Consider the following 24,900-nt stretch of genomic DNA (forward strand, 5'->3'; position numbering starts at 1 on the left):
CGAAAAAGAGACCCTACGTCGCCGTCAAGAAGCCGAGGCGGAGTCTGAGCGTGCTCGTCAAATCCAAGAGGAAAACGAGCGTAACCAGATCGCTATTTTGCGTCTACTCGATGAGCTAGGCGACTTGGCAGAAGGGGACTTGACCGTCAATGCGACTGTATCAGAAGATTTTACAGGGGCGATTGCCGACTCAGTCAACTTTGCCATCGACCAGCTGCGTCAGCTGGTACTGGTCATTAACAGTACCGCTGAGCGCGTCTCGCAATCATCAGAGCAAACACAGATGAACGCTGTAGAACTGGCCGAAGCCTCTGAGCACCAAGCACAAGAGATCGCTGGCGTGTCGGCGGCGATTAATGAGATGACGGTGTCGATTGACCAAGTGTCTAACAACGCCTCAGAGTCAGCGACCGTGGCCCAGCGCTCAGTTGCCATTGCCTATAACGGAGCCGAGGTAGTACAGCGCTCTATCGAAGGTATGAACGTGATTCGTGATCAGATTCAAGAAACCTCAAAGCGTATCAAGCGCTTGGGTGAGTCGTCACAAGAGATTGGCGATATCGTTAGCTTGATTAATGACATTGCCGATCAGACCAACGTTTTGGCATTGAACGCGGCCATTCAGGCGTCGATGGCAGGTGAGGCAGGCCGAGGCTTTGCGGTCGTTGCTGACGAGGTTCAGCGCCTCGCTGAGCGTTCAGCCAATGCGACCAAGCAGATCGAAACACTGGTAAAAACCATTCAGGCAGATACAAATGAGGCGGTCGTTTCGATGGAATCAACGACCTCTGAAGTCGTACGCGGTGCACGTCTGGCAAAAGACGCCGGTGAGGCACTAGAAGAAGTGCAAAGCGTTTCAAACACGCTCGCTGATTTGATCCAAAACATCTCAAACGCGGCATTGCAGCAAGCTGAATCTGCAGGCCATATTTCACATACCATGAACGTCATTCAAGACATCACGTCACAGACCTCATCAGGTACCATGGCGACCGCGCGCTCTATCGGCGAGTTGAGTGAGATGGCAGCCGCACTGCAAGAGTCCGTCACTGGGTTTAAAATCTCAAATGACGATGAGTTGTTGGACGCTGATACGCTAGAGTCTGAAGAGGCCTTATCAGAGAGCGTCTGATAAGTATTTGGTGCCAGAGCCTGAGTCGGCAAACAGGTGCAGTAACGGTGCATAACAATGATAGCAGGTCATGTGGACGATCTTAATCAACCAACCCGCAGCTTTGTTAAAGCAAGTAGCGCTGCGCTGGGTAAGAAGGTAATGCAAAACGAGCATTTTGATGCGCAGCAATGGCGGCGGTATATAGAGCACGAAACGGGCTTTGTACTACCAGCTGCCCAGCTAAAATGGTTAAAAAATGCGATTGACCATACCGCCCAGTCGCATGGCTTAAGCGTCAAGCAGCTATGGTATCAGCTGCCCAAAAGCAATGCGCTGCGTCAACAGCTGCTGGACAAAGTACTTATCCACGAAAGCCGTTTTTTTCGACATCAGCCTTCGATAGATTTTGTGACCCAGTGCGCCGCTGAGCATCAAAGCCTAGTTCTAAACGCCGATAGGATAAGTGCTAATGGGGTAAGCGGCGTAGATAAGTTGTTTCGTATTTGGAGTGTGGGCTGTGCCGGTGGGCAAGAGGCGTGGTCGCTGACCATGAGTCTGGCGGCGCAGCAGCTGACGAGGTTTGCGATATTAGGCACTGACGTTAGTGAACAAGCACTGGCAAAAGCACGGTTGGCGCAATATGACAAACGTCAGCAGGCCTTGATTCCGCAGCACTGTCAGCCGTATGTGTATCCGTTATCAGCAAGCCGCCCAACGCCTACATCGAGCTTGGCAGATACCGCGATGCCTGCTACAACGATACAGACATCATGGCAAGTTGCCCCCACGCTGCAATCACACGTAAGCTTTGCTTTACATAATATTATCGAGCAGCAACCACCCACGCCACATCTGCAGCAGGTGATTATTTGCCAAAACATGCTGCTGTATTTTCGCAAATTTGATCAGCGTGATATTTTGGCGCGGCTGTCAGCGCAGTGTGCTCCCGGTGGATACATTGTATTGGCTCCGGGTGAGGCGCTGTTTTGGCGTCCTGCAAATATGCGCCGTATTGCGCACCCACAGGTTAATGTGTGGCAAAAGACCAACACTTAAACCTCGTGCCTTCATGAGTGGCAAAATTAGTGCCTAGACGAGTTAGGATGACCCTATGAAAAACCAGCCCAATGACATAGTGACGCTTGAGTGGTTGCTCCCTCTATTTAATCAGCAATTATCACAGGTATCGGATGGCTGGCAATTAGACGCTGATCCCATCAATTATGAGCACATGGTCGTGCCCTATCATCAGCTCGGTGGCGCGCTCATCATGAGCAATCTACCGGCATTGGCAGATCTGGCATACAAGCTCAGCGCATTAGCAGAAGTTGGTGGCCGCGATGGCCTAGCTAGCGAGGCGCGCCGCGTGGGTCAGCTGGCGCACCGATTGTTGCAGCGAGCGCTAAATCAGTATGCTCGCATCGGCAGTCACCATACCGCCCCAATCATGGCCGCCGCGGAGCAACTGCTTGAGGTGCTAACGCAATTGGGAGCGGCTAGTGGGTCATCATTGGCATCCAGCGCTATTCAGCAGGGCGCATTGCATCAAAAAACTGACACAGATGCGGCTGTGGATGGGTTTGAGCTAGCCGTACCTGTGCGAACAGATGACGTCACCGAGCATCTAGACGAGCAGCAATACCAGCAGTTATTGCTCGTCTGGCGACAACAAGTACAGGTGCTGTTAAGTGTTAATAGTAATCAGCCGCCGTTATTAACCCCGCTAGAAAAAGTCAGCCAATACCTGCAGCAGACGAGCCAAGATGAAGATTTGCAGCAGCTTTGGTACTTGACTGAGCTGTGGTTTAGTGAGCTTGCGCAAAATACCGCTCCGTTGCCTAAGCAGTATGCCCCTCTGTTAAGCGAGCTTGAGCAGATCATTGACGCTTTTGTACAGCAAACACCGCCTGTGCCAAGTGTCATCAACAGCCTTATAACCAATATCTATATCGAGCTAAGTGGTCTCGACCAAAGCAGTGACAATACGCAGTCGCTACTGAGCAACTTGCCCCAAAGCTCGGCGGTAGAGTCGCGTTTTTTACCGCGTATATTGAGTGAACTTGAGACTTTGGTTTTTCATTTAGACAAGCCAACCACACTGTTGTATCCGCTGCAAAAGATACAAGCCCAGCTGGAGGGGCGTGGTTGGACATATTATGCCGCTCAAGTGGCAGAAATACTGACCGAAATAGAGCAAGCGCTGGCGTCTGAGGCGGCGCTGACCCAAGTACAATGGCAAATTGAACAAAAGCTGCAAGAGCTATACAGCGCTATTTACAATACGGAGCAAGTGATCTCGCAAAAGATTGGTGAGGCCGCCGCGTTTGTTCCTTTTTCTGATGTACTTGCTAGTGCCAACGAGCAACCCGTCACAAGTGCTGATGCTGTGTCGGCGGGTGAAGAGCTGCGTGAGCTGCGCATCGCTGTCGAAGACGTCAAACAAAGCTTTAATGAGTATATACAGCGTCAAGAAGTGCAGCTGCTACCGAAGAATGCTGACTTTGCAAAAATCGGTCAAGCCTTTGATGATATGGGGTTGCCAACGATCTGCCAAACCACCGATCAGGTCGCGCATATCTTTAGCCAGCTAAAAACGCATGAGATTGATGCGCTGAGTTGGGATGTGACGCAAGCCTTGGCGGAAGCACTGACGTCAATCGAGCTGTTGTTAGATTATCTGGCTCAGCAGGTTTTTGATCAGCAACTATTAACGCTCGCAAGTGAGCATACGGCCAGAGCAGAAGCACTGCTTGATGCTTATATTGAGGCACCAGAGATGGTTAGTGATACTTTTCATACCCAGACACCTGCCGCAACTGACGTGCTGCGCTATGATGACAGCGGTGAGATTGCTCCTGCCAGTCATGATCTATCTGCTCAGCCATCCGATGATGCGCCAGAGGATGACAACATGCGTGATGACAACGTGCACGATGACAGTGCTACGCATAAGGATAGTGAGGCATTGGCCGAGGCTCGCGCGCAGCTGCAGCCTGATAGCTTTGAGGCAGATGCTGATATCCGTGAGATATTTATCGAAGAAGTCACAGAAGTGATCGCTGATTTAGAAGACTTTTTGCCTATTTGGCAGCAAGACTCACAGGATTTGACACCCTTGACAGAAGTGCGCAGAGGTTTCCATACTCTAAAAGGCTCAGGGCGCATGGTGGGGGCTTTTAGTATCAGTGAGATGGCTTGGTCTATCGAAAACTTGCTGAATCGATTGTTGGACAACACCTTGCCTGTCACCGAAGACGTGGTAACTCTGGTCACGCAAACCACAACGCATCTGCCTACTCTCGTCGCCGACTTTCAAGCGAAACGGCCGCCAAGTGTGGATCCTGCTATGACAATTTTGCAAAGCCGTAACCTATTGAGCGGACAGCCTATCGACGCTGGATTGGCCGAGAGCGAGTCTGCATTGGCCATCTCTGACACCGAGTCAGGGGCTGAGGCGGAAATGCTGGCTGATGAAGTGCAAGTGGCAGCTGACGTCGCTGCATTACAGAGTAATGATGCCGCTGCGTCTGATGAGATCGGTATGGATACAGCCGATACCGAAGCGCGCGGCGAAACGGTGTCTTTGTTTGATCTTGAGGTTCCAGCAGTGCTTGCGCCCTTTATGCCAGATGCTGGGCAGCTACCAGCCGATGCCAATGATGCAGACCCTGATATTAAAGAGATATTTATCGAAGAGGCCGATGAGGTATTGAGCGAAATCGTGCCTTTGTATGAAAACTGGCGCATGTCTCCTACTGACCTAGATGCCTTGACAGATATTCGCCGCGGTTTCCATACCCTAAAAGGCTCAGGCCGCATGGTCGGGGCCAACTATAGCGCTGAGCTGGCTTGGGCTATTGAAAATATGCTCAATCGTGTACTGGATCGCAGTATTGAGGTGACAGCAGATATCACTCAGCTAATAGCTGATGTATTAGCCGCTTACCCAGCGATGCTCGCTACCTTTGAGCAAGGTGGTGAAGAGTATCCAGCACTGATACCGTTATGGATTGCCTGTGCAAACGCCTATAGCAAACAAAAATCTCAGGACTTTAGTTACCCAGCCTTAATGGCGCAAACGGGCAGTACGCCTGCGTCTGATATTCACAAAGACGACTTGGCTTTAGCTTCAGAGCGGTGGTATGAGACTGATGCCGATGAGATTGAGGCTGCGCGCGACTATGAAGGTAGTGATGACAGTGATGACAGCGAGGTAAGGGACGCTGTAGCGGCCATAGAGATAGATAGCACCTTGCAGTCGCTCACCTCTGTCAATGAGATGATGGCAGAAGCACCGGTGATTTTGACGCCGCAGAGCGAAGAAGAGCAAGCCTTCTGTGAGATTTTCATCGATGAAGCCGAAGCGTTATTACAAGACATTGAGCAGTTTGTTGCCACGCATCGAGATCAGCCTCAGATTGAGGTGACCGATGAGATTGTACGAGCCTTTCATACGCTGCGCGGCGCATCAGGCTCTAGTGCGTTAGCGGCTATCAGTGACGTGAGTGCGACGATAGAGCATAGTTTAGAGTTGCTACAACAGCAAGACACCGCGATGACGCCGCTGCATTTAGAGGCATTGGCACGGTCAGCTATGCTGATCAATGGCTATCTAACGAATTATAAGCAAAACGTTCAACAAACTGATGTCTCGGTGGAAGATGCCCAAAGCCAGCAAGATATTGCGTCATTGCAAGCCATGCTTGGTGAGCAGTATCTCATCCATGACGATCAGACAGCCTCCGACAATAAGCCAACGATTGAGCAGTTGTTGGATGACAATATTGATGAGTTATTAGACGCTGAGTGGGAGCTAGAGGAGGCGCTAAGTCAGGGGGATATCTCGCAGGCTCAGCGCTATATAGAGCAGCAACTTAGCCAAATCAAACACCTCACCAATAAAGCCCAAGAATTTCCAAAATTCACTGCCATCCTTGGCGGTTTGGCGCACGCTTATGCTTATCTACAGCGGCATCCAGAATCGGCAAAACAAGCAGAGGTGCAGGCGGTGTTACTCGCTGGCCACGCGCAATTGGTCGGCTTGTTTGATGCACTCGCTGGCAGCACTTCACTAAAAGTCGACCCGCAAGTGCTACATGAGTTGCAGGCGCTTGCTGGCTTCGATGACGGCGATGATGCTGAGTCGATGGTTCGCACGGTTGCTGCACCCGAGCTGCAGCTTGAGTCGATCGATACCGATGTAGAGCTGCTTGAGATTTTCTTAGAAGAAGCGCAAGAGCTAGATGACGCGCTGGATGAAAGCTTTAGTAAGTGGCGTGCCGATATCACCAATATCAACGCGCTTAAAGTATTGCAGCGTCACCTACACACCATCAAAGGTGGCGCAAGAATGGCGGGTATTAGCAGTATTGGCGACCTGACCCACGAGGCGGAGAGCATTTATGAAGCCTTTGTAGAAAACAGGAAAACACCAACCGCACAGTGGTTAAAGATTATGCAAGTGGTGCAGGACACCATGTCATTGCAAGTCATGCATATCGTTCGTCATCAGCAGTCGTTTTTTGCTACAGAATTGATTGAGCAGTTACAACAGTTTGAAAAAGCAGACACATTGCCAGCGGTGGTTGAGCTGATCATACCAGCACCGACCAACCACTTCGACGCCGCCACCCAAGTACAGGCTGACAATACCCAGCAGAGCCATGAAGTAGCAGACACGGTCAGCTTAGATACCATGATCAAGCAATCATGGGCCAATGGCTTGCCTGATCCTGATCTTTTGGCGGTGTTTTTAGAAGAAGCAGAAGAGCTGACCAACCAAAACCGACACTTGCAAGTGTTTTTACAAGATGCCGAAGATACCGTGGCGTTACAGTCGCTACAGCGTGATCTGCATACCATCACAGGTGGCGCCAAAATGGTCGGCGCCAGCGGCATCGCTGACTTGGCTTATGAGCTAGAAGCGACGTATAAAAACTTTGCCAGCCGTCGCCGTCCTGCAACCGAAAAAGCTCAAGCATTGATTGTTGCTTGTCACGACTGGCTGGCAGATGCGGTATTTATGCTAGGTCTACAGGTCAACCCGCCAACGCCGACGCTACTGATTGAAGCGCTCCAGCAGTTTGGTAAAAACCCTAATAGCCTAAAACAAGTGCCGAAAGAGTCGCTGCAAGCACAGCGTACAGCGATCTTGCTGGCAAAAGAAGCACAGGATTCACAATATCTAGAAAAAGACATCAGTCAGATGCCATCGATGTTTGCAGAGACTGATGAGGAAGAGCAGAGTGCCAGCAGCAATGAGATGATTCGTATCTCAGGTGGCTTGATTGAGCATATGATCAACCTATCGGGTGAGTCTGCGATCAACCGTGCTCGTATCGATATGGGTATGAGCAGCTTGACCAACAGTATCGAAGAGATGGGCATTACCGTACAGCGCTTGGCCGATCAGCTGCGCCGTATGGAGACGGAACTTGAAGCACAGATACTGTCGCAAATCGATGACGAGCTGATTAATAATGAAGGTTTTGATCCATTGGAGATGGATCAGTACTCGTCACTCAATCAGTTGTCCAAATCATTGTCAGAGTCGGCATCGGATTTGGTCGATATCAACCACACTTTATTAGAAAAAACCCGTGATAGCGAAAGCTTGCTGCTGCAGCTGGCACGTACACAAACCGAGCTACAGGACGGTTTGATGAACTCGCGTATGGTGCCGTTTACGCGCTTGACCCCGCGTCTGGAGCGTATCGTCCGTCAGACTGCAAACGAGCTTAATAAATCTGTAGAATTGACCATTATCAATGCTGATGATGAGATGGATAGAACCATTTTGGAGCGGATTACCTCACCGCTTGAGCATATGCTGCGAAACGCTGTCGACCACGGTATCGAAAACACCTCGGCTCGACTCAAAGCAGGCAAAGAGCGTAGCGGTCATATCACTTTAGAGGTGCACCGCGAAGGGAGTGAAGTCGTCATTCAGTTATCGGATGATGGCCGCGGTATCGATGTAGAAGCCGTACGCAACAAAGCCATCTCTCAAGGCCTTATCGATGCCAATGACGATAGCCTGACTGATGTCGATATCATGCAATATATCTTTAATGCCGGCTTGAGTACCAGTAAGCAAGTGACGCAAATCTCAGGCCGCGGCGTTGGTATGGATGTGGTGATCAGTGAGATTCGCCAGTTGGGCGGGGCGGTCACCGTGGTGTCGGAGCTGGGCAAAGGGTCACGCTTTACCATGCGCTTACCACTGACAGTTGCCGTGTCTGATGCGCTGGTCGTGCGTGCCGCCGATCGCTACTATGCCATTCCACTGGTACAGATCGAGCGTGTGGTGCGTATCAACCCAGAAAAACTTTATGAGTATTATCAGTCCAACGACGCCACGTTAGCGTTTGAAGGGAATGATTACCGCGTGCGTTATCTCAACGAGATTCTCTCGGGTAATAAGCTCAACGAGCTGATGGTCAATACCAACACTAGCCTACCCCTGATTATCATCAAAAACCGCACGGGACAAAACATCGCCTTACAGGTCGATCAGATTGCAGGCTCGCGTATTGAAGTGGTCGTCAAACCACTGGGACAGCAGCTATCCAACCTCTCAGGCGTTTCGGCGGCGACCATCATGGGTGATGGCTCGGTCATGCCGATTTTGGACTTGATTGCCCTAATGCGAAATGCCCCAAGGGTCAAAAACGTGACCAAGCCTAGCGGCACTCAGTCAAAACCGACGGTACTGGTGGTGGATGACTCAGTCACGGTACGTAAAGTGACCTCTCGCTTCTTAGAGCGTCAAGGTTTCAATGTAGCACTTGCCAAAGATGGTATCGATGCTATCGAAATACTACAAGAAACCACGCCAGATATGATATTGCTCGATATTGAGATGCCGCGGATGGATGGCTTTGAGGTGGCAACACAAGTCAGAAACAACCAGCGCTTACAGCATATTCCAATCATTATGATCACCTCGCGTACTGGTGAAAAGCATCGTCAGCGCGCCTTAGAGATTGGGGTAAATGACTATATGGGCAAACCGTTTCAAGAAAAACAGCTGCTTAACAAAATCCAGAGACTGCTGGGCGATGAGGTCAGCTTAACTTATGAAGGATAATGCAGGTGTTTTGGCACTAACAGGGAAGACAAAAGCAAATATAAAGGTGCTGGTGGTGGCCGAAGACCATCATCAGCGCATGGCGTTTTCAGACACGGTTCGTAGCTGCGGTTTTGCGCTAATAGACTGTGTATCGCGCGCGCAATTGCAAAAAAAAACCGCACTTTTTGAGGCCGAAATAGACATTTGGCTGATCGATAGCGACTATGATGATGATATGGCGACGGTGACGGCTGCTTCCAAACCTGCCGCCGTGCTGGTGGGATTTAGTCAAGCCCCTTATCTCAATGAAGCGCAGCTGTATGCTAAATGGCAGCGTAAACTAAAGCGTAAGCTGGCGCAGATGCTGGCATTGCCCGTGTTGGTGCATACGCCTGTCTATAAAAGCGATGATACTGATAATGACTGGCATTATGTGGTGTTTTTGGGTGCCTCTATGGGTGGGCCGAGCGCGGTAAAAGAGTTTTTGGATAACTTATCGCCCACGCTACCGATTTGTATTTTACTCGCGCATCATTTTAACCAAACTATGATTGGTACGCTGCCACGTATTTTAAATCGCCACAACGAGTGGCGCTGTCAGGTCATCACCTCATCGCAGCGTCTGCGAGCTGGTCAATGTCTGATAGCCCCTATAGACAAGCAGATAGTCTGTGACTCTACTGGGCGGGTGATACTGCTAGAGCAGCCTTGGGATGGTGAATACAAACCAGCTATTGGCCAGATTTTAAAAAACACCAGCGATGTGTACGGCAGTGAGCTTATCAACATCATATTTTCAGGTATGGGTGATGATGGCTCGCAATACTTGGATCTTATTCAAGACAATGACAGCCAATTATGGGCACAAGAGCCAAGCTTGAGTGCTTGTCCGAGCCAACCGCAGGCCATCATTGATTCAGGTTATTGTGGTTTTGTCGGCAGCCCTGTTCAATTGGCACAAAAACTTACCGACTATATTGGTGAAAAGGCGACGGCCTCTTTGCGTTAACTTACTGTGAGCGATGTATGAAACAAATTTTACGACACTCGTTTGAAGCAGTCAGCTTGCTGACCACAAACCACGGTATGCTGGATGTCACTTTTGTTCCCGCTTTTAATCAGCCTGATTGGATTATTCCAAGCGGTCTGATTTTGAGCATTGAGGACACTCATGAGCGCGCCTCCAGCTATTATTGGCAGCAGCAAGTATTGCCTGTGTTTGATCTGCTCACGCAAGAACAAACGCCTGATAAGATGATTATACTAGAAGGTAACACCATAGAGCACCGCATGGCGCTCCAGACGTCAGGTCAGTTGTATCAGCGCCAAGTGGGTATCTCTGATGTGAGAGATACAGATAGGCAGGCGTATTTTGCCGACTCTGACAGCGCGGATAAAATTAACGCTGAGGGACGCTTTACGGCAGAGGGTATGCTATCCTACCTTTTTCAAACGGTGATGATTGAGGACACCGTTTATGTGGTGCCTGATTTAGAAAAAATCGCGCATCAGTTGGTTGAGATGGACAGCTAGCGTTCGGTTGGTATCGTTAATCGGTTTTAAAATAGGTACAAACCTACGGCTATTCGTTTTTCTTGTGTGCATTGCCAACCAATCACTGTCATAAATAGCGATAAGGGTAATAGAGCAGCTCATGAATAACACACAGTCAAATATGTCCAAGTGGTCAGTCACTAGTCGCGTGTTTCATTGGATTAGTGCGGTTTTATTGCTAATCACTTGGCTTCTGATATTGTTATACGAAAACCTCGATAGCAATCTTTATATCGGCTTGCATAAGGCGTTTGGGGTCAGTTTATTGTTTTGGATGATTGCGCGGGTGATTAACCGTGTCTTTACCAAAGCGCCGCCAGCACTGCCCATGCCAGCTTGGCAGTTGTGGGTCTCTAAATTGTCGCACTTTGCCTTGTATGCCACATTGATCGCGATGCCGTTGGCGGGTTTGTTGATGTCTGTATATGGTGGCAGACCGGTGGATATTTTTGGTTTGTTTCAGATTCCGGTGTTTGTCACACCAGATAGAAGCTTGGCGCGTTTTTTTAATGACATGCATACCGATATCATTTGGCCGATGATTATCGCCTTTACATTGCTACATATCGCTGCAGCGTTGTATCATCAGTTTGTCAAAAAAGACAACCTGCTCGCTCGTATGAAATAAGCACACTGAGCATCGATATTAAGCGTATGCAGCGTAGGTGATGGACTGACGCAACGAGGTATAACAGAAGATCGTCTCATATGAGTAATGTCATATCACTTGCTAAAAGTCACCCGTCAGATTGCCACATAGAAAAGCCCTAAGTAAGATGCTTAGGGCTTTTTCGTATGCGTCACAAAATCGCTGATAAGAGGCGCTGTACTGCCAGACTTATCTTTTGTGCTCAGGCAAATTGATGTTCATTTCTAAGACGTCTAAGCTGTCTTCGGAGCGATGATTGATATTGACATCATCAATCTGTACACCATTGACGTATTTATTGACCACCTCTAGTATTTCACGCTTCATTTTTTCGATGCGATCGACGGTGAGACGACTGTTTAGGCGGTTTTCGCTTGCAACGATGACCTTAAGACGCTCAGTGGCTAAGTTGGCGCTACCAGCACTACTGCTGTCATCAGTACCAAATAGGCTACTCCAAAATCCTTTTTTCTTACTCATTATTAACTCCCAAACCAGCGCTGTAGTAGACTCTTTTTCTTCACATCGATATGACGCAGCGGACGCTCTTCACCCAAAAAGCGGGCGACGATGTCATCATAACATTGACCAGCAACCGAATCGCCATAATGAATCACAGGCTCACCATGGTTAGAGGCTTCTAGGACAGAGTGGCTTTCGGGCACCACACCGAGCAATGGTACTTTTAAAATATCATTAGAGATGGTGTCAATGTCCATCATCTCATTTGCTGCTGCACGTTCAGGATTGTAGCGCGTGATGACCAAATGCTCGCGGACAGAGCCTTGGTTTTCTGCAACTTTTTTTGTTTGACTTTGTAAAATACCAATAATGCGATCTGAGTCACGAACCGAGGAAATCTCAGGGTTGGTGACGATGATGGCTTCATCAGCATGATACATGGCCAGCTGCGCGCCGCGCTCGATACCAGCAGGCGAGTCGCAGATGATATAGTCAAACTGCTTAGACAGCTCAGACATGACCTCGCTCACGCCCTCATCTGTCAAAGCGTCTTTATCACGCGTTTGACTGGCAGGAAGGATATACAAGTTTTCAAGCTGTTTGTCTTTGACAAGCGCTTGCGACAAACGAGCATTGCCGTTGATCACATCGACAAAGTCGTACACGATTCGATTTTCGCAACCCATGATTAAGTCTAGATTACGTAGACCTACATCAAAATCGATAACGACCGTCTTATAACCACGCAATGCTAAACCGGCGGCAAAAGAGGCACTTGTCGTGGTTTTGCCCACGCCGCCTTTACCTGAAGTGATGACAACTATCTTCGCCACAATGGCACACTCCTATGAATCAATGGGATATCTATTATAAAAAATAGCGCACGCTTATATCGTTCACTGTAAATATAAGCACTACCTGCGAAAGTAGCCTAGCATAAATAAACAAAAATTTATAGCAAGTCTATACGGCAGTAAACAATCTGTATCAGTCGCCCTGCACACCATCAGATGCCAGTGTATTTATATCTAAACGACGATACCGAGTTCAATACCAACATAACTTGTGCTATGGCACCTCTTTATAGCCTATAGACCGGCGTAACATAAACGCCTTAATAGATGATATAGCGAGCGCTGATGAATAGGGTAAATAGTGGCAGAGCCAGCAATTCATCATAGAGCAGTTTTGTTAAATAAACTTACAGTACTATTAAAGCGGTCATTATCTATAGCGAGACTGCCAATATCGTAGCATTATTTGTCGCCAGCCATGTTTTTATTTGCGCAGACGTTTACAAGCCAGAGCTGCTGGTATTGCGGCTGGCATTTTTGTCTACTAGCGCTATACATCATCCATGACTGTAAATACTAAACCTTCTCCTTCGACAAACCGCACTTGTACTGATTTGTCGATCACGTGCTCAGGTAGGTTGTCGCGCAGGCAGTAAGTGCCAGCGACCGATACCAATGAGGGGTTAAAGACTTGACAGAAGATACGCGCGTCTTTGTCGCCGGTGGCACCTGCTACCAGACGGCCTTGCGCACGCCCATATACGTGTAGGCTGTTGTCAGTGATGGCTTCAGCGCCGCTATTGACGCTATTGGTCAAAATCAAATCGCCGCCCACATGATTGAGGCTTTGGCCTGAGCGTAGCATTTGGTCATAAATAAGGCTGGTGATTTGCTCAGCGCTGACCAATGTCTCAGCGGCAACATCAGCGAGCGTTGTCTCAGTGGTAGCGGTGCTATCTGTCGCGGCGTTGTCTTCTGGACTGCTGGCCGCGCTTGATTCAGCAGGTTGGTCTGCGGTGACTTGCTGACGCTGGGTCGCTGGTTTTTTGGTCGGTAAAATGCGCTCAATACGCTTGCCATCAGCAGGAAAAATGGCCAAACGCAGCTCACGCGCCTGTGCGTCTAGCAAACCTGTGACGACACCGATGGGCTGTAGTCCCCACGACCATAGCAGCTCTACCAAAGCAGAGAGATCCTGCTCGACCTCGCTATCGATAAGGACTGGGATATTGCTTGATTTACCGCTGAGTGTGGCTGCAAGCTGAGCGTCGATAGCACTGAGATCATCTGTGCCAAACTGCAAACGCGAAAAGGTCAGCATCTTGCCATAAAACGCCAACGCTGGTGCGGCGCTTGGGCCTTGGGTGCCATTATCTAAAACTGTCATATATCAATCCTCAAGAGATAATCTTGTCGCTGTCTTTACCGTACTATGTATTGTCGTGTCATACGCTGTATGACTCAGTGATGCTGTGTGGTACCAGTCGTTATCTGGCATTGGGCTGATGGTCAAATGTATCGCTCAAAGGTTGAGCATGTCTTGATGTTTCCACTGCTGTACTTTTACCTGTGCTTCAAACTCCGTCAAACTATCGTCGATAATACTAGAGACTAAAGTGTCCAGTGCGCTGTTGTCGGTGTCTATTTGCGCAATACCACTGGCAATGGCCACCATCAACTCATCTAAGCGCTCAGGGTCTAGCAGACGTTTATTTAGGGCGTACACGACGTTTTCCCCAATATTGTGCCCGACATGCTGTAGCTGCGACTCAATCAGGCTGCCAGCGATGGGTATCATGCGCAGATAGCGACGCAGCTCAGGCGTATTGGCCAAGCCTTCTTCGATAGCGCCGCCCATCTCACGGGCGAGTATGCTGCCGCCGCCTGAGGCTGCAGTCAATGCCTGTAGTTTGGGCACCAGCTCTGTGCGCAGGACGGAGAGTACCGCAGCTTCTATCTCACGACGATTGCGCGCTATCGTGGATTCGATAAAGGATTTGTGTGTTTCAGGATTGGTCAGCTGCTGCCGAAAGTTTTGGATGGTAGTCAGTATCACGCGATCAGACAGCTCTTCTAATAAGAGGTCAATATAAAACTTGATGCGATTGATCCAAGGCTGCGGCAGTACTTGATAGCCAAGCTGATACAGACGGCGACCAATGATGACAGCACGAAACAAGCGCAGCGCGCGCAGCTGCGGAAAACAGCCAAGCACTTCATACCAATGCACAAAAGGAAAAAAGAACCAGCGATAATATACGTTGTCTTTGATTGCAATCGCCCAGCGTAGCAACAGCTCTGCGATCAAAAATATCGTAAAAAAGCCACCAGCGGTACGCAAGGGGTCGTGTAAGGTGTTTTGATACCAAAGCAGCGCCTCACTGATGCGCAGCCACTCTGCGACATGACTGCTAAAATTGCTCATCAAAATCGCATCGATACTGATCAGCAACAGATCAATACTGATGGCCACGATCATCACAATATCATAAGCCAGCTTTGCGCGGTTTGGCTTCGGCCGATTGGGGCGACTAGGCGGCGGATGGTCAGGTAGCCGAGTTGACTGATTGGGCACAGGGGCTGTGTTCAGCTGCGAGCTAGGAGTAGATGAGGCGGGCACAGTCAGACCTTATTAATGATAAATGGTACAAAGCATAAGTGAGATAGACGGCGTACGATACATACATCCTCACCGTCATCACACCATCAGCGGATCATGACTCACATTATCAATGAATAGGACTAAAAAACAACCCATCTTTTATGATATCGGTCGCTTGCAATAAAAACGATACGTGAATGCCGATAGTGTGGCTCGCCGCGCAAGACCAGCCACCAGTGATTTGGCTACTATTTAGCCATCATGCAGCATTCAAGTATTATGAAGTACTCAAGTATTATGAAGTACTCAAGTATTATGAAGTATGGTCAGCGGCAGGGTTGTGCTCAAAATCTGCTAACATGTCGCTGATGCGCTGATCTTTGTCGCGCCAGACTTGCTCAATCCACGCAAACATTTGTGCTTTTACTTGCTCATCGTTTTCGTAGCCGCCGCGTTTAATCCCAGCAAACAGCTCAGCTGGGATGTCTAGGTATCTGACGTCAACGCCTAAGCGTTTGATATTGCCTTTCCACAGATCGCTGTAGGTAGGGACGCCATCAGGATACACGATGGTCATATCCAGCAGGCCATCCATCTCACTGCCCAGTGCATTGATGGCTAAAGAAAGTCCGCCGGCGCGTGGCTTGAGCAAATGTGTATAAGGAGATTTTTGCTGTTCGTGTTTGGCTTGGGTAAAGCGCGTGCCCTCTAGGTAATTTAACAACGTGAAGGGCTTGTCTTTTAACAACGCGCAGGCACGTTTGGCTTCCTCGATATCTTGGCCTTTTAGGGCGGGGTTTTTTGCCACTGCTTCTTTTGAATGTCGGCGCATCATTGGGAAATCCAAAAAGTAAAACGCCTGACCCACGATTGGGATATAAATCAGCTCAAACTTGGTAAAAAACCGTGTGAGCGGCAAGCGTTTTTCGCTGATGTATTGGACAATGCTGGTATCGACCCAAGACTGATGGTTGCTAATGAGCAGATATTTGCCCTCAGTATTGACGTCGTCGGGCAGGCTGATCCGCCAGTCCTTACGCGGCAACATGTTATCAATCAAGGCATTATTGCTACTGATCCAGTGGTTGGCGATTTTGATGACGGTTTTATCGGCGATCGGCGCGCCGGTGATGATTTTGCCCACGCCCATTAACCACAAAGGAATACTACCACCAAAGCTGTTGGCTGCAATGACGCCCGTCGCCGTCGCAAGCGAGACCGCTTTTCCGAGCTTAGGGCTACGCTTATGTATTTTTTTGATAGTAGATGTCAGTCGCATGCTAAATCCTTTTCAATCGGTATTGTTGGGATATTTATGGTCCACCGCTTAAGACAAAAGGTGTGGTGAAGTAAGTTCATATACGAAGTGATTTTAGCAGAAAGCACTCATAGTGTACGAGTGTAAACGTGACTTGCGATAACAAGTTTTGAGATGAGGCTGATAATCGGCGTGAGAGCGAATGATTTTGTCGGTAAAGAGTCTTTTTTATGATTATCAGTGCTCATGAGTAAAAAATATCGCAGCGGAAGAAAACCGCGCAAAACCCTGTCTTTTTTAATAGTATATTCTGCATTTCTCATACATAGGTGTGACAAAATATTACACATAATGAGATTGTAATTGCCATAATAATGATGAGTGTATACAAGCACCTAAATGAGATTAATGGAAAAATCTTTATAAAAAGCACAATTTATTTGTCATTTTAATGGTTTAAACTTAAGAGGAAATATTATGCGTAACAAACTAATGATTGCGGCAGTGGCTTCAGGCTTGGCATTAAGCGGTTGTACCACTGACCCTAACACTGGACAACAGCGTCTAAACAAAACCGCTCTAGGTACGCTAGCGGGTGCAGCGGGCGGCGCGGTAGTATCGAAAGCGACTGGCGGCGATAAGACTGGCCGTGATGCGGCTATCGGTGCTGCATTGGGTGCTGGCGTCGGTTACTACATGGAGCGTCAAGCCAAACAGCTTGAGCAGCAAATGGCAGGGACAGGCGTAACGGTTGAGCAAAACCCAAATACAGGTAACATCGACCTTGTCATGCCAGGCAACATCACCTTTGCTTTTGATGATGCGACCCTAAGCTCATCTTTCAAGCCAACACTTGATAAGCTGGCCTCTACCATGAACCAGTACAACAAGACCACGGTAAACATCGCAGGTCATACAGACAGCCGCGGTTCAGCTTCTTATAACATGGGTCTATCACGTGACCGTGCTTATTCAGTAGCCAACTACCTAACAGCACGCGGCGTGTCTTCTAACCGTATCAATGTAGTGGCTTACGGCGAGTCCCGCCCAGTTGCGGACAACAGCACCGACTATGGTCGCCAGCAAAACCGCCGCGTTGAGTTGACCATCAACTCGCCACAGAGCGTTAACTAATTTGTCGTTCTATCGATAAGTAAAATAGCTATAATATGTAGATCGATCATAAAAGAGTCAGCGAATTGCTGGCTTTTTTTATGCCTAATATCAGACTATCGCCATCGCTGTGAATGCTGATGTAAAATTAAATATTGATAATGATTATCAATAACCCTATAATTCATAGAGGTTTTAGATAAGTGCCGTAACATAAGCGCAATAACTGATACTGACTTTATCTACATTATGATATATAGATAAAGTCAGTACGCGCTGTGACACTGACGACGATTTTTCTTTTGTAATATCTTTGAGGATGTGTATGACGATTACCACAGGAACGAGCCGTAAGATTTTCCCCACCGCTTTGGCTGCTGCGCTGGCAGGGTTATTAATGGTGTCGGGTTGTACCAAACAAACCGACGAAAATGCTGAGACAAGTGCAGAGAGTCAAACAGAAGTACAAAGCGCAGAGTCAGCGGACAGCGGCGAGCTATCGGCGACCGATCAGGCACATACTGACAGACTGGTAATCAGCTATGCCAATATGGCTCATGCCGCCTACAAAGACTCACTTGAGACGGCTAAAGCGTTACAAAAAGCGGTAGAAACCTATGTAGACACGCCCACTGAGGCCAATCTAGAGGCGGCAAAAGCAGCTTACAAAACGGCGCGTCAGCCATACTCTCAGACAGAGGTTTTCCGTTTTGATGAAGGGTTTGTGACGGCCAATGATAAGCGCGCCATCGGTAGCGTCGATGGCTGGGAAGGTCAGGTCAATGCGTGGCCACTTGATGAAGCTTTGATCGACTATGTCAGCGATAGTTACGAAGGCGAGTACAACAGCCAAGACAATATCATCAATAGCGACAGCATCACGGTCGGTAGTATCAAACAAGACACCAGCAGTATTACACCTGAGCTACTGGCAGATATGAATGAGATCGGCGGTAGTGAAGCCAATGTCACCACAGGCTATCATGCGATTGAGTTTATGCTATGGGGCCAAGACACCAACGGCGTCAGCGCAGGGGCAGGCGAGCGCCCTGTGACTGATTATGTCACCGAAGCTGGACAATGTACCAGTGGTGATACGGTCAATGAAGACGCCAGTATCTGTGAGCGTCGCGGCGAGTTCTTAAAAGCGGCAGCGCAGTTGCTGGTAGACGACCTCACAGCGATGGAAGCCGAGTGGCAGCCTGAGAGCGAAAACACTCTACGTAGCGATCTGATGGCGCGTAAATACGACAATGGCCTACGTCAAATCATGTATCAAATGGGCAGCTTGGCCTTAGGTGAGCTGGCCTCTGAGCGCATGCAGGTCGCGTTTGTGACGGGCTCTACTGAAGATGAGCACGAGTGCTTTAGTGACTTAACTCACCTAAGCTATGCCAATAACGCACGCGGCATCCAAAATGTCTTTAATGGCAGCTATAAGACTGTCGCTGGCAAAACCATCGGTGGCTACGGTGTCAAAAACTATCTGATCGATAGTGGTCATCAAGAAGCGGTTGATAAGCTGACTGCTGACTTTAAAAAGGTCGAAGACGCTTTTAATGTCATCGTAGAAAAAGGCGAAAAAGAAGGCATCAAGGTCGATCAAATGATTGCAACAGTCGGTCAAGCGAGCAAGCATGACATCTCAGCAGAAGAGCAAAACAAACGCCGCGGCTGGATCGAGGCGGGTATCACAAGTCTGCAAGCGCTGACAGATGGTATCGAAAATGCGGCAAAAGCAGTCGGTATCGATAACTTAGACGCGGACGCTGGCTCACAGTTTTAAGCGATTGACTTCTCTTGCTTAGAATAATTTCATGATGTCGATAATGTCTTACAAGTCATGAAAAGCTGATGAAAGATATGTTTGTAAAAGTGCAAGTTATATATAATACATGCGTTGTTAACGACCGTTAGCAACGTATTTTTACGTGCAATAAAATAGGTCAGACGTTAATTTATAGCGTCGATGTATTTTTATACCGTTATATTGATAAGAAAAAATACTGTTATAGCCAGCCATTTTAATGGTTCTACTCTAGAACTAAGGCAACTCCTATGAGCGTCATTCATACCAAGTCCTCTGCTTTCCCTTTCTTTTCTTCAAGCTTACAAGGTACATCGTTTAAACTTGCGCTTACCATCGTAGGTGCAATCGCCATCAGCGCTTGTCAGCCCACGGATAGCACGTCAGACAGCGCATCGATCAATAAAAACACCAATGACACTGCCGTTGCAAGTGGCGAAGGCGCGTCCGCTTTGACGCCCAAACGTACGCAAACCGTGGAATCGCTGGCTGGCGTGCCGATGCAGCAGCTGGTGACATTTGACCCGCAAGAGATCAAACAAGGCGGCGACACGGGTATTAGCATTACCAGCAGCGAGAGCTATTCCAAACCTTCATCCAATCTGTCCGCCTCACGTAAGGGCAGTTTTTTTATTGGTAATGCGTTTTTTCGTCAGCCGTGGGTGGTTGCACCTGCCAGTACCGATAGCCGTGATGGTCTTGGAGCATTGTTTAACGTCGCGGCTTGTCAGTCTTGCCATATCAAAGATGGCCGTGGCCACGCACCGATGAGTAGTGAGGACGATGCCGACAGCTTGCTGATTCGTTTGGCGATGCCAGCGACCACCGATGAGGAGCGAGCGCAGCTACAAAACTCGCTAATCGAAAAAATCGTGCATCCGATGTATGGCGGCCAGCTACAAGATCGCGGTATTCAGGGCGTACCTGCTGAAGCAAGAATCGCGGTGCAGTGGACAGACAAGCCCGTCACTTTCGCTGATGGTCATGTCGAAACCCTGCGCGCGCCTACCTTTCATCTGACTAGCCCTGGCTATGGCGCGTTTGATGATGAGATGATGGTATCGCCGCGCGTGGCCTTGCCGATGATTGGGCTTGGACTGTTGGAACAAATACCCGATGACGATATCAAAAAACAAGCCGTCGATAATGACAGCGCTGATATCAGTGGTAAGTTTAACTGGGTCATGGATCCACAGACGGGCAAAACCGCGTTGGGACGCTTTGGCTGGAAAGCAGGACAAACCAAGCTTTTGACACAAAACCAAAGTGCCTTTAATGAAGACATGGGGCTGACCTCAAATATCCGCCCTCATGAGTCCTGCATGCCTGCGCAAACGGCGTGTGTCAATGCAACCACGGGCGCTGATGAGCAAGGCGGTGGTAAGCCGCCGGTGGAAGTCAATGACGAGGTGGCCAAGTTTGTGGAGTTTTATACGCGCAATCTGGCTGTCCCGCATCGCCGCAATGCCGAGGATAAGCTGGTGCTTGCTGGCAAAAAACGCTTTTATGATATGGGCTGCCAAAGCTGTCATACCCCGCGCTATCAGTTGCCAAAAACCGACGATGACCATCTTGAGCAGCACGGACAAGTGATTTATCCTTATACTGATTTGCTGCTGCATGATATGGGCGACGAGCTTGCCGATCGGACGATCGCTGGTAAGCTGCCGCCCAAAGACGCACAAGTAGAGTTTTTGGCCAACTCTTATGAATGGCGAACGCCGGCTTTATGGGGTATTGGTCTTGCCCAAACGGTCGATCTGCAAGCGACGTTTTTGCATGACGGCCGTGCACGCACCTTGATGGAAGCGGTACTATGGCACGGCGGCGAGGCCGAAAAACAAAAACAAAAAGTCCTACAGTTAGACAAGCAAGGACGGGCTGAATTGACAGCGTTCTTGCAGTCGCTATAAATTGCGTGACAAAAGGCTTGTGGGCAAAGGTTGCGCTCTTAGCAAATGACCAATAAACGATTGACAAAATCATTCATACAAATACCGAGAAAATTATGAAAATAAACCCTGCTGTAGCAATGGCACTGTCTGCTTTGAGCGCGGGTCTGCTGATCAGCTGCGTCAAACCTGCAGATGAAAACAAAGCGCCAGACTCTGAGGGTCAAGAAGTCGCGCAAGATAGCGCCGCTACGCCGTCTGTAGATGATAAAAATAACAGGACAGAGCGTATCGCTGCTGTCGATATCAGCGCTGAGACAGAAAAGACCTATCTGAGCCATGTGGCAGATGATCTCGTCATTCCTGCCTATGCCGATGCAGCGCGCCAAAGTGAGCTGCTGCATGAGCTGGCACAAAAGCACTGTCAGTCAGGCGCAGTCAGCGGTGATGAGCTGCAAACGCTGCGGGATCAGTGGCTGGTGCTGGCACAAGCGTGGTCGCGCGCTGAGATGATCAACTTTGGGCCTGCCACCGCTAGCATGAGCAACCTATATATCAACTACTATCCTGATGAGCGCGGGCTGGTGCATAGCGGTGTGGCTGATTTGATCGCAGCCAATCCAAAGCTCACCGCAGCGCAGCTCGCTGATGAGAGTGCTATCGTGCAAGGGGTGCCAGGGCTAGAAGAAGCACTGTACGCCAATGATCGCTTGGATGCGGGGCAGTGTGCTTATGTGCTAAGCGCCAGTGACGCCTTGAGTACGCGCCTACAAAACATCGAAAAAGACTGGCAAAAAAATGCGACAACACTGTTGGCGATTGATAAAACAGCTGATAGCGATCAAGGCTTAAACCAATGGTTCAATTCGTTATTGTCATTGGTTGAGACCATGAAGTCGAACGCCATTGATCAGCCTTTGGGACTGACCGGCAAAGCCAAAGGTCATGTGCCAGCCGCCACTGCTGGCCAAAGCCGCGCCATTATCAATGCCAAATTAGCCACGTTAAATGAGGCGCTGACCGACCCTGTCCTGACGGCTATCCTTGGCAGTAATAATGAAAACAACGTCGCTGATACGCTATCGACTGCCTTAGCAGATGCCACCACGCTATTGGCGCAGATGCCAGAAGATATCGCCACGGCTGATAAAGCAACGCAGCAAGAATTGTATGACCATCTAACCTCCATTACCCGTATTATCAAGCGCCAGCTGATACCGACACTCGGTATCCGTGTGGGCTTTAATAGTACCGATGGCGATTAAATAATGCGTAAGCGTAACGACGATACCCTTACCCGAGCTTTACTGCTGCACGAAGGTAACCAGTCTCGCCACGAGCGACTGACGTCCGCTGTCACGACGACGCTCGCTAGTGTCACAGGTACGGCGGCGCTGGTCGCTGTCCATCATCATTATCGTAAACGCCGGCAGCCCGATGCAAGCTTGCAAGATTACGTGATCGGTGTCCGCGCGCAGTGGCAGACATGGCAGTTGAGCAGTAGCTTAGTGCCACAGCCGTCGGCGCAGCCTAAGTGGTCAAAGCTATCACGCTTTCGCCATGCTTGCCAGCAGGCGGCGGTGACATGGCAGCGAGCCTATCAGCAGCCTTATTCAGATAACACTGATAACACTGATAACAACGTTATATCTGATTTGGCTGCTGTGCATACCACCACCATGATGGCACGCCCCGTGTGCTGGGTAAGTGGGGTGGCGTCTATGCCAAAAAATCTCACCGTCACTGACCACCCTGATGGCCAGTCTGATAATGATTTTGGCGTCGTCGGTATTGACGCTGATAGACAGATCGTTTGGCAGACCACCATGCCTGAGCGTGTCCATGATATCGTCGTACAGCCGTCTGTCGATGGAGTGCTTGATACAGATACCCAGTACGATATGCAATACCATAAAACCAATCATCAGTCGCACCGCGATGTCGTGGTGATGGGACGTCGTCCTAGTGAGAGGTTTTGGGTGCTTGATACTGCCACAGGACAGGTCAAGACAGCCATTCAAGCGCCAAGCCATCGACATTTTTATGGTCATGCCTGCTATAGCTTAGATGCCCAGCGTTTGTATGTGACCGAAAACGATACGGTGAGCCTCGATGGCAAAATCGGTGTCTATGATGCGACTAATGGCTATCAGAAAATCGCAGAATTTGATACTTTTGGTATCGGCCCGCATGAGCTGGTGATGCATCCTAATGGCGACACACTGGTGATCGCCAATGGCGGTATCAAAACCGAGCGCGCCTCACGCGAAGAGCTAAATCTCGATAGCATGCGTCCATCATTGGTGTATCTCAATCGTCATACGGGCGCGTTGCTGGAGCAGGTTGTCCCAGCGCACAACCAGATGAGCGTGCGCCATCTCGCCATGCATGACGATGGCACGGTGATGATTGGTATTCAGTTTCAAGGAGATAAGCATATCAATGTGCCCTTGGTACTGACGCATCAGCGCGGCGATGCTGATTTCGAGCCGCTCACCATGCCTGATGATGAGTGGCAGCGCTTTCATCAGTATATCGCCAGCGTCGCCGTCGACAGTGTGCATGATTTACTATGCGTCACCACCCCGATTGGCGGCTGTGCAGTGATTTATGATCTAAATACGCGGCAGTTGATCGACGATGTCAGTTTGCCAGATTGTGCGGGCGCGTCGGTGTTGGCTAATGAGAAAAAAGCAGGATTTATCGTGAGTGATGGGCAAGGGCAGCTAACGACATTAGAGATGAAGTCGGCACCGACAGCGGCGTCAGCCGCCAGCACCAGCACATCATTAGATAACGCTTGGCAAGTGAGGAGCAATAGCAAGTGGCATAAAATGTCTTTTGACAATCATTTGCAAGCGCTGTAACGGCGGTGAATGCTAAATAAGAATGTAAGAATGTAAGAATGTAAGGAGACAGGCCATCAGTTTACATGCGGTGAGACAACATCTTGCGCAGGCAGGGATAGAGCTGCAAGTCCATAAAAAACGCGTCAAAAACATCAATTTTCGCTTAAAGCCTTACACATTGATGGTCTCCACACCGGCTTTTATCAGTACCGCGCAAATCGAGCAAGCCATTGCCAAGCGTGTGTCTTGGGCAATCGACAATCACGCACAGGTCTTAGAGCAGCACCAGCGTAAACACCGTCCTTTAGCGGACTCTTCAACGGCCGACAGCCCTATTTTACTTTGGGGTGCCGAGCAATCCCTGACCCTCAGCCGTGATAAAAAACTGGCCTATTACCGTGAGCAGCTTGCGGCTACCATGCCGTCATTGTTTGACAAATGGCAACCTGTGGTCGGTGCCTATGCCAATGAGATACGCCTAAAAAAGATGCACACGCGCTGGGGCAGCTGCAACACGCGCGCGCGTCGTATTTGGCTATCTGTATATCTGCCTGCCTATCCGCTTGAATGCACCGAATATGTCATCGTCCATGAGCTGTGTCACCTGCATCATGCCAACCATAGCCATGAGTTTTGGCAAACGGTGGCGACCGCGATGCCAGACTACCGGTATTGGCACGATATGCTAGCAGGCAAGACAGGGCAGTTGGATTAAGAGTGCATCGACTATATCAA

The 24,900-nt window shown here is 49.2% G+C and carries 16 protein-coding genes and 1 pseudogene; 12 read left to right on the forward strand and 5 right to left on the reverse strand.

The annotated features are described in order from the left end of the window. Nucleotides 1-58: 58 nt before the first annotated feature. The 6 genes and pseudogenes from BTV99_RS00445 to BTV99_RS00470 form a co-directional block, all read left to right on the forward strand. Nucleotides 59-1,132 (forward strand): annotated as a pseudogene (locus tag BTV99_RS00445) (methyl-accepting chemotaxis protein); the annotation flags it as partial. Between the two features lie 57 nt (nt 1,133-1,189). Continuing rightward, nucleotides 1,190-2,170, forward strand: a complete 981-nt coding sequence (locus BTV99_RS00450; protein WP_083608456.1) for a protein-glutamate O-methyltransferase CheR — start codon at nt 1,190-1,192, stop codon at nt 2,168-2,170. A gap of 55 nt (nt 2,171-2,225) precedes the next feature. Further along, nucleotides 2,226-9,203: an Hpt domain-containing protein gene (locus BTV99_RS00455; protein WP_075100391.1), complete on the forward strand. Its 6,978-nt coding sequence runs from the start codon at nt 2,226-2,228 to the stop codon at nt 9,201-9,203. Beyond that, nucleotides 9,193-10,194: a chemotaxis protein CheB gene (locus tag BTV99_RS00460; RefSeq protein ID WP_075100392.1), complete on the forward strand. Its 1,002-nt coding sequence runs from the start codon at nt 9,193-9,195 to the stop codon at nt 10,192-10,194. Before BTV99_RS00455 ends, BTV99_RS00460 begins: the two co-directional genes overlap by 11 nt. A 17-nt stretch (nt 10,195-10,211) precedes the next feature. Next, nucleotides 10,212-10,718 (forward strand): hypothetical protein, encoded by a 507-nt coding sequence (locus BTV99_RS00465; protein ID WP_075100393.1) that lies wholly within the window; start codon nt 10,212-10,214, stop codon nt 10,716-10,718. A 121-nt stretch (nt 10,719-10,839) separates the two neighbouring features. Further along, nucleotides 10,840-11,367, forward strand: coding sequence for a cytochrome b (locus BTV99_RS00470; RefSeq protein WP_075100394.1), 528 nt, complete (start codon nt 10,840-10,842; stop codon nt 11,365-11,367). A gap of 210 nt (nt 11,368-11,577) precedes the next feature. On the opposite strand, the gene minE is transcribed toward BTV99_RS00470, so the two are convergent. The 5 genes from minE to BTV99_RS00495 all read right to left on the reverse strand — a co-directional run bounded on the left by minE (nt 11,578) and on the right by BTV99_RS00495 (nt 16,525). Continuing rightward, nucleotides 11,578-11,868, reverse strand: a complete 291-nt coding sequence (gene minE / locus BTV99_RS00475) for a cell division topological specificity factor MinE (RefSeq protein WP_075100395.1) — start codon at nt 11,866-11,868, stop codon at nt 11,578-11,580. Between the two features lie 2 nt (nt 11,869-11,870). Continuing rightward, on the reverse strand, nt 11,871-12,683 hold the full coding sequence (gene minD / locus BTV99_RS00480) for a septum site-determining protein MinD (protein ID WP_075100396.1): 813 nt from the start codon (nt 12,681-12,683) through the stop codon (nt 11,871-11,873). 511 nt (nt 12,684-13,194) lie between these two features. Continuing rightward, the gene (gene minC, locus BTV99_RS00485; RefSeq protein WP_075100397.1) at nt 13,195-14,031 is read right to left on the reverse strand and encodes a septum site-determining protein MinC; all 837 of its coding nucleotides are present in this window, start codon (nt 14,029-14,031) and stop codon (nt 13,195-13,197) included. 135 nt (nt 14,032-14,166) lie between these two features. Then, the gene (locus tag BTV99_RS00490; RefSeq protein ID WP_075100398.1) at nt 14,167-15,264 is read right to left on the reverse strand and encodes a hypothetical protein; all 1,098 of its coding nucleotides are present in this window, start codon (nt 15,262-15,264) and stop codon (nt 14,167-14,169) included. 295 nt (nt 15,265-15,559) lie between these two features. Continuing rightward, the gene (locus BTV99_RS00495; protein WP_075100399.1) at nt 15,560-16,525 is read right to left on the reverse strand and encodes an acyltransferase; all 966 of its coding nucleotides are present in this window, start codon (nt 16,523-16,525) and stop codon (nt 15,560-15,562) included. 456 nt (nt 16,526-16,981) lie between these two features. Between BTV99_RS00495 and BTV99_RS00500 the strand changes: the two genes are divergently transcribed. The 6 genes from BTV99_RS00500 to BTV99_RS00525 all read left to right on the forward strand — a co-directional run bounded on the left by BTV99_RS00500 (nt 16,982) and on the right by BTV99_RS00525 (nt 24,880). Beyond that, on the forward strand, nt 16,982-17,638 hold the full coding sequence (locus BTV99_RS00500; protein WP_075100400.1) for an OmpA family protein: 657 nt from the start codon (nt 16,982-16,984) through the stop codon (nt 17,636-17,638). 304 nt (nt 17,639-17,942) lie between these two features. After that, complete coding sequence (locus BTV99_RS00505; RefSeq protein ID WP_075100401.1) at nt 17,943-19,403, forward strand: imelysin family protein; 1,461 nt, start codon at nt 17,943-17,945, stop codon at nt 19,401-19,403. 272 nt (nt 19,404-19,675) lie between these two features. Further along, complete coding sequence (locus tag BTV99_RS00510) at nt 19,676-21,337, forward strand: di-heme oxidoredictase family protein (RefSeq protein ID WP_075100402.1); 1,662 nt, start codon at nt 19,676-19,678, stop codon at nt 21,335-21,337. Between the two features lie 95 nt (nt 21,338-21,432). Next, entirely contained in the window at nt 21,433-22,581 is a 1,149-nt protein-coding gene (locus tag BTV99_RS00515; RefSeq protein WP_075100403.1) for an imelysin family protein, read from the forward strand. 3 nt (nt 22,582-22,584) lie between these two features. Then, nucleotides 22,585-24,183 carry a DUF1513 domain-containing protein gene (locus BTV99_RS00520; RefSeq protein WP_075100404.1) on the forward strand — a complete coding sequence of 533 codons (1,599 nt, stop codon included), beginning with the start codon at nt 22,585-22,587 and terminating at the stop codon, nt 24,181-24,183. Between the two features lie 70 nt (nt 24,184-24,253). Next, nucleotides 24,254-24,880, forward strand: a complete 627-nt coding sequence (locus BTV99_RS00525; protein WP_256713693.1) for a M48 family metallopeptidase — start codon at nt 24,254-24,256, stop codon at nt 24,878-24,880. Nucleotides 24,881-24,900: the final 20 nt, after the last annotated feature.

The sequence above is a fragment of the Psychrobacter sp. Rd 27.2 genome (assembly GCF_001921755.1).
In the GTDB taxonomy this organism is placed as follows: Bacteria; Pseudomonadota; Gammaproteobacteria; order Pseudomonadales; family Moraxellaceae; genus Psychrobacter; species Psychrobacter celer.

Bases quoted from the DNA above. Each gene is read 5' to 3' on its own strand.
- BTV99_RS00450 (WP_083608456.1), top strand. From the start codon at position 1,190: ATGATAGCAGGTCATGTGGACGATCTTAATCAACCAACCCGCAGCTTT.
- BTV99_RS00455 (WP_075100391.1), top strand. From the start codon at position 2,226: ATGAAAAACCAGCCCAATGACATAGTGACGCTTGAGTGGTTGCTCCCT.
- BTV99_RS00460 (WP_075100392.1), top strand. From the start codon at position 9,193: ATGAAGGATAATGCAGGTGTTTTGGCACTAACAGGGAAGACAAAAGCA.
- BTV99_RS00465 (WP_075100393.1), top strand. From the start codon at position 10,212: ATGAAACAAATTTTACGACACTCGTTTGAAGCAGTCAGCTTGCTGACC.
- BTV99_RS00470 (WP_075100394.1), top strand. From the start codon at position 10,840: ATGAATAACACACAGTCAAATATGTCCAAGTGGTCAGTCACTAGTCGC.
- minE (WP_075100395.1), bottom strand. From the start codon at position 11,868: ATGAGTAAGAAAAAAGGATTTTGGAGTAGCCTATTTGGTACTGATGAC.
- minC (WP_075100397.1), bottom strand. From the start codon at position 14,031: ATGACAGTTTTAGATAATGGCACCCAAGGCCCAAGCGCCGCACCAGCG.
- BTV99_RS00495 (WP_075100399.1), bottom strand. From the start codon at position 16,525: ATGCGACTGACATCTACTATCAAAAAAATACATAAGCGTAGCCCTAAG.
- BTV99_RS00500 (WP_075100400.1), top strand. From the start codon at position 16,982: ATGCGTAACAAACTAATGATTGCGGCAGTGGCTTCAGGCTTGGCATTA.
- BTV99_RS00505 (WP_075100401.1), top strand. From the start codon at position 17,943: ATGACGATTACCACAGGAACGAGCCGTAAGATTTTCCCCACCGCTTTG.
- BTV99_RS00510 (WP_075100402.1), top strand. From the start codon at position 19,676: ATGAGCGTCATTCATACCAAGTCCTCTGCTTTCCCTTTCTTTTCTTCA.
- BTV99_RS00515 (WP_075100403.1), top strand. From the start codon at position 21,433: ATGAAAATAAACCCTGCTGTAGCAATGGCACTGTCTGCTTTGAGCGCG.
- BTV99_RS00520 (WP_075100404.1), top strand. From the start codon at position 22,585: ATGCGTAAGCGTAACGACGATACCCTTACCCGAGCTTTACTGCTGCAC.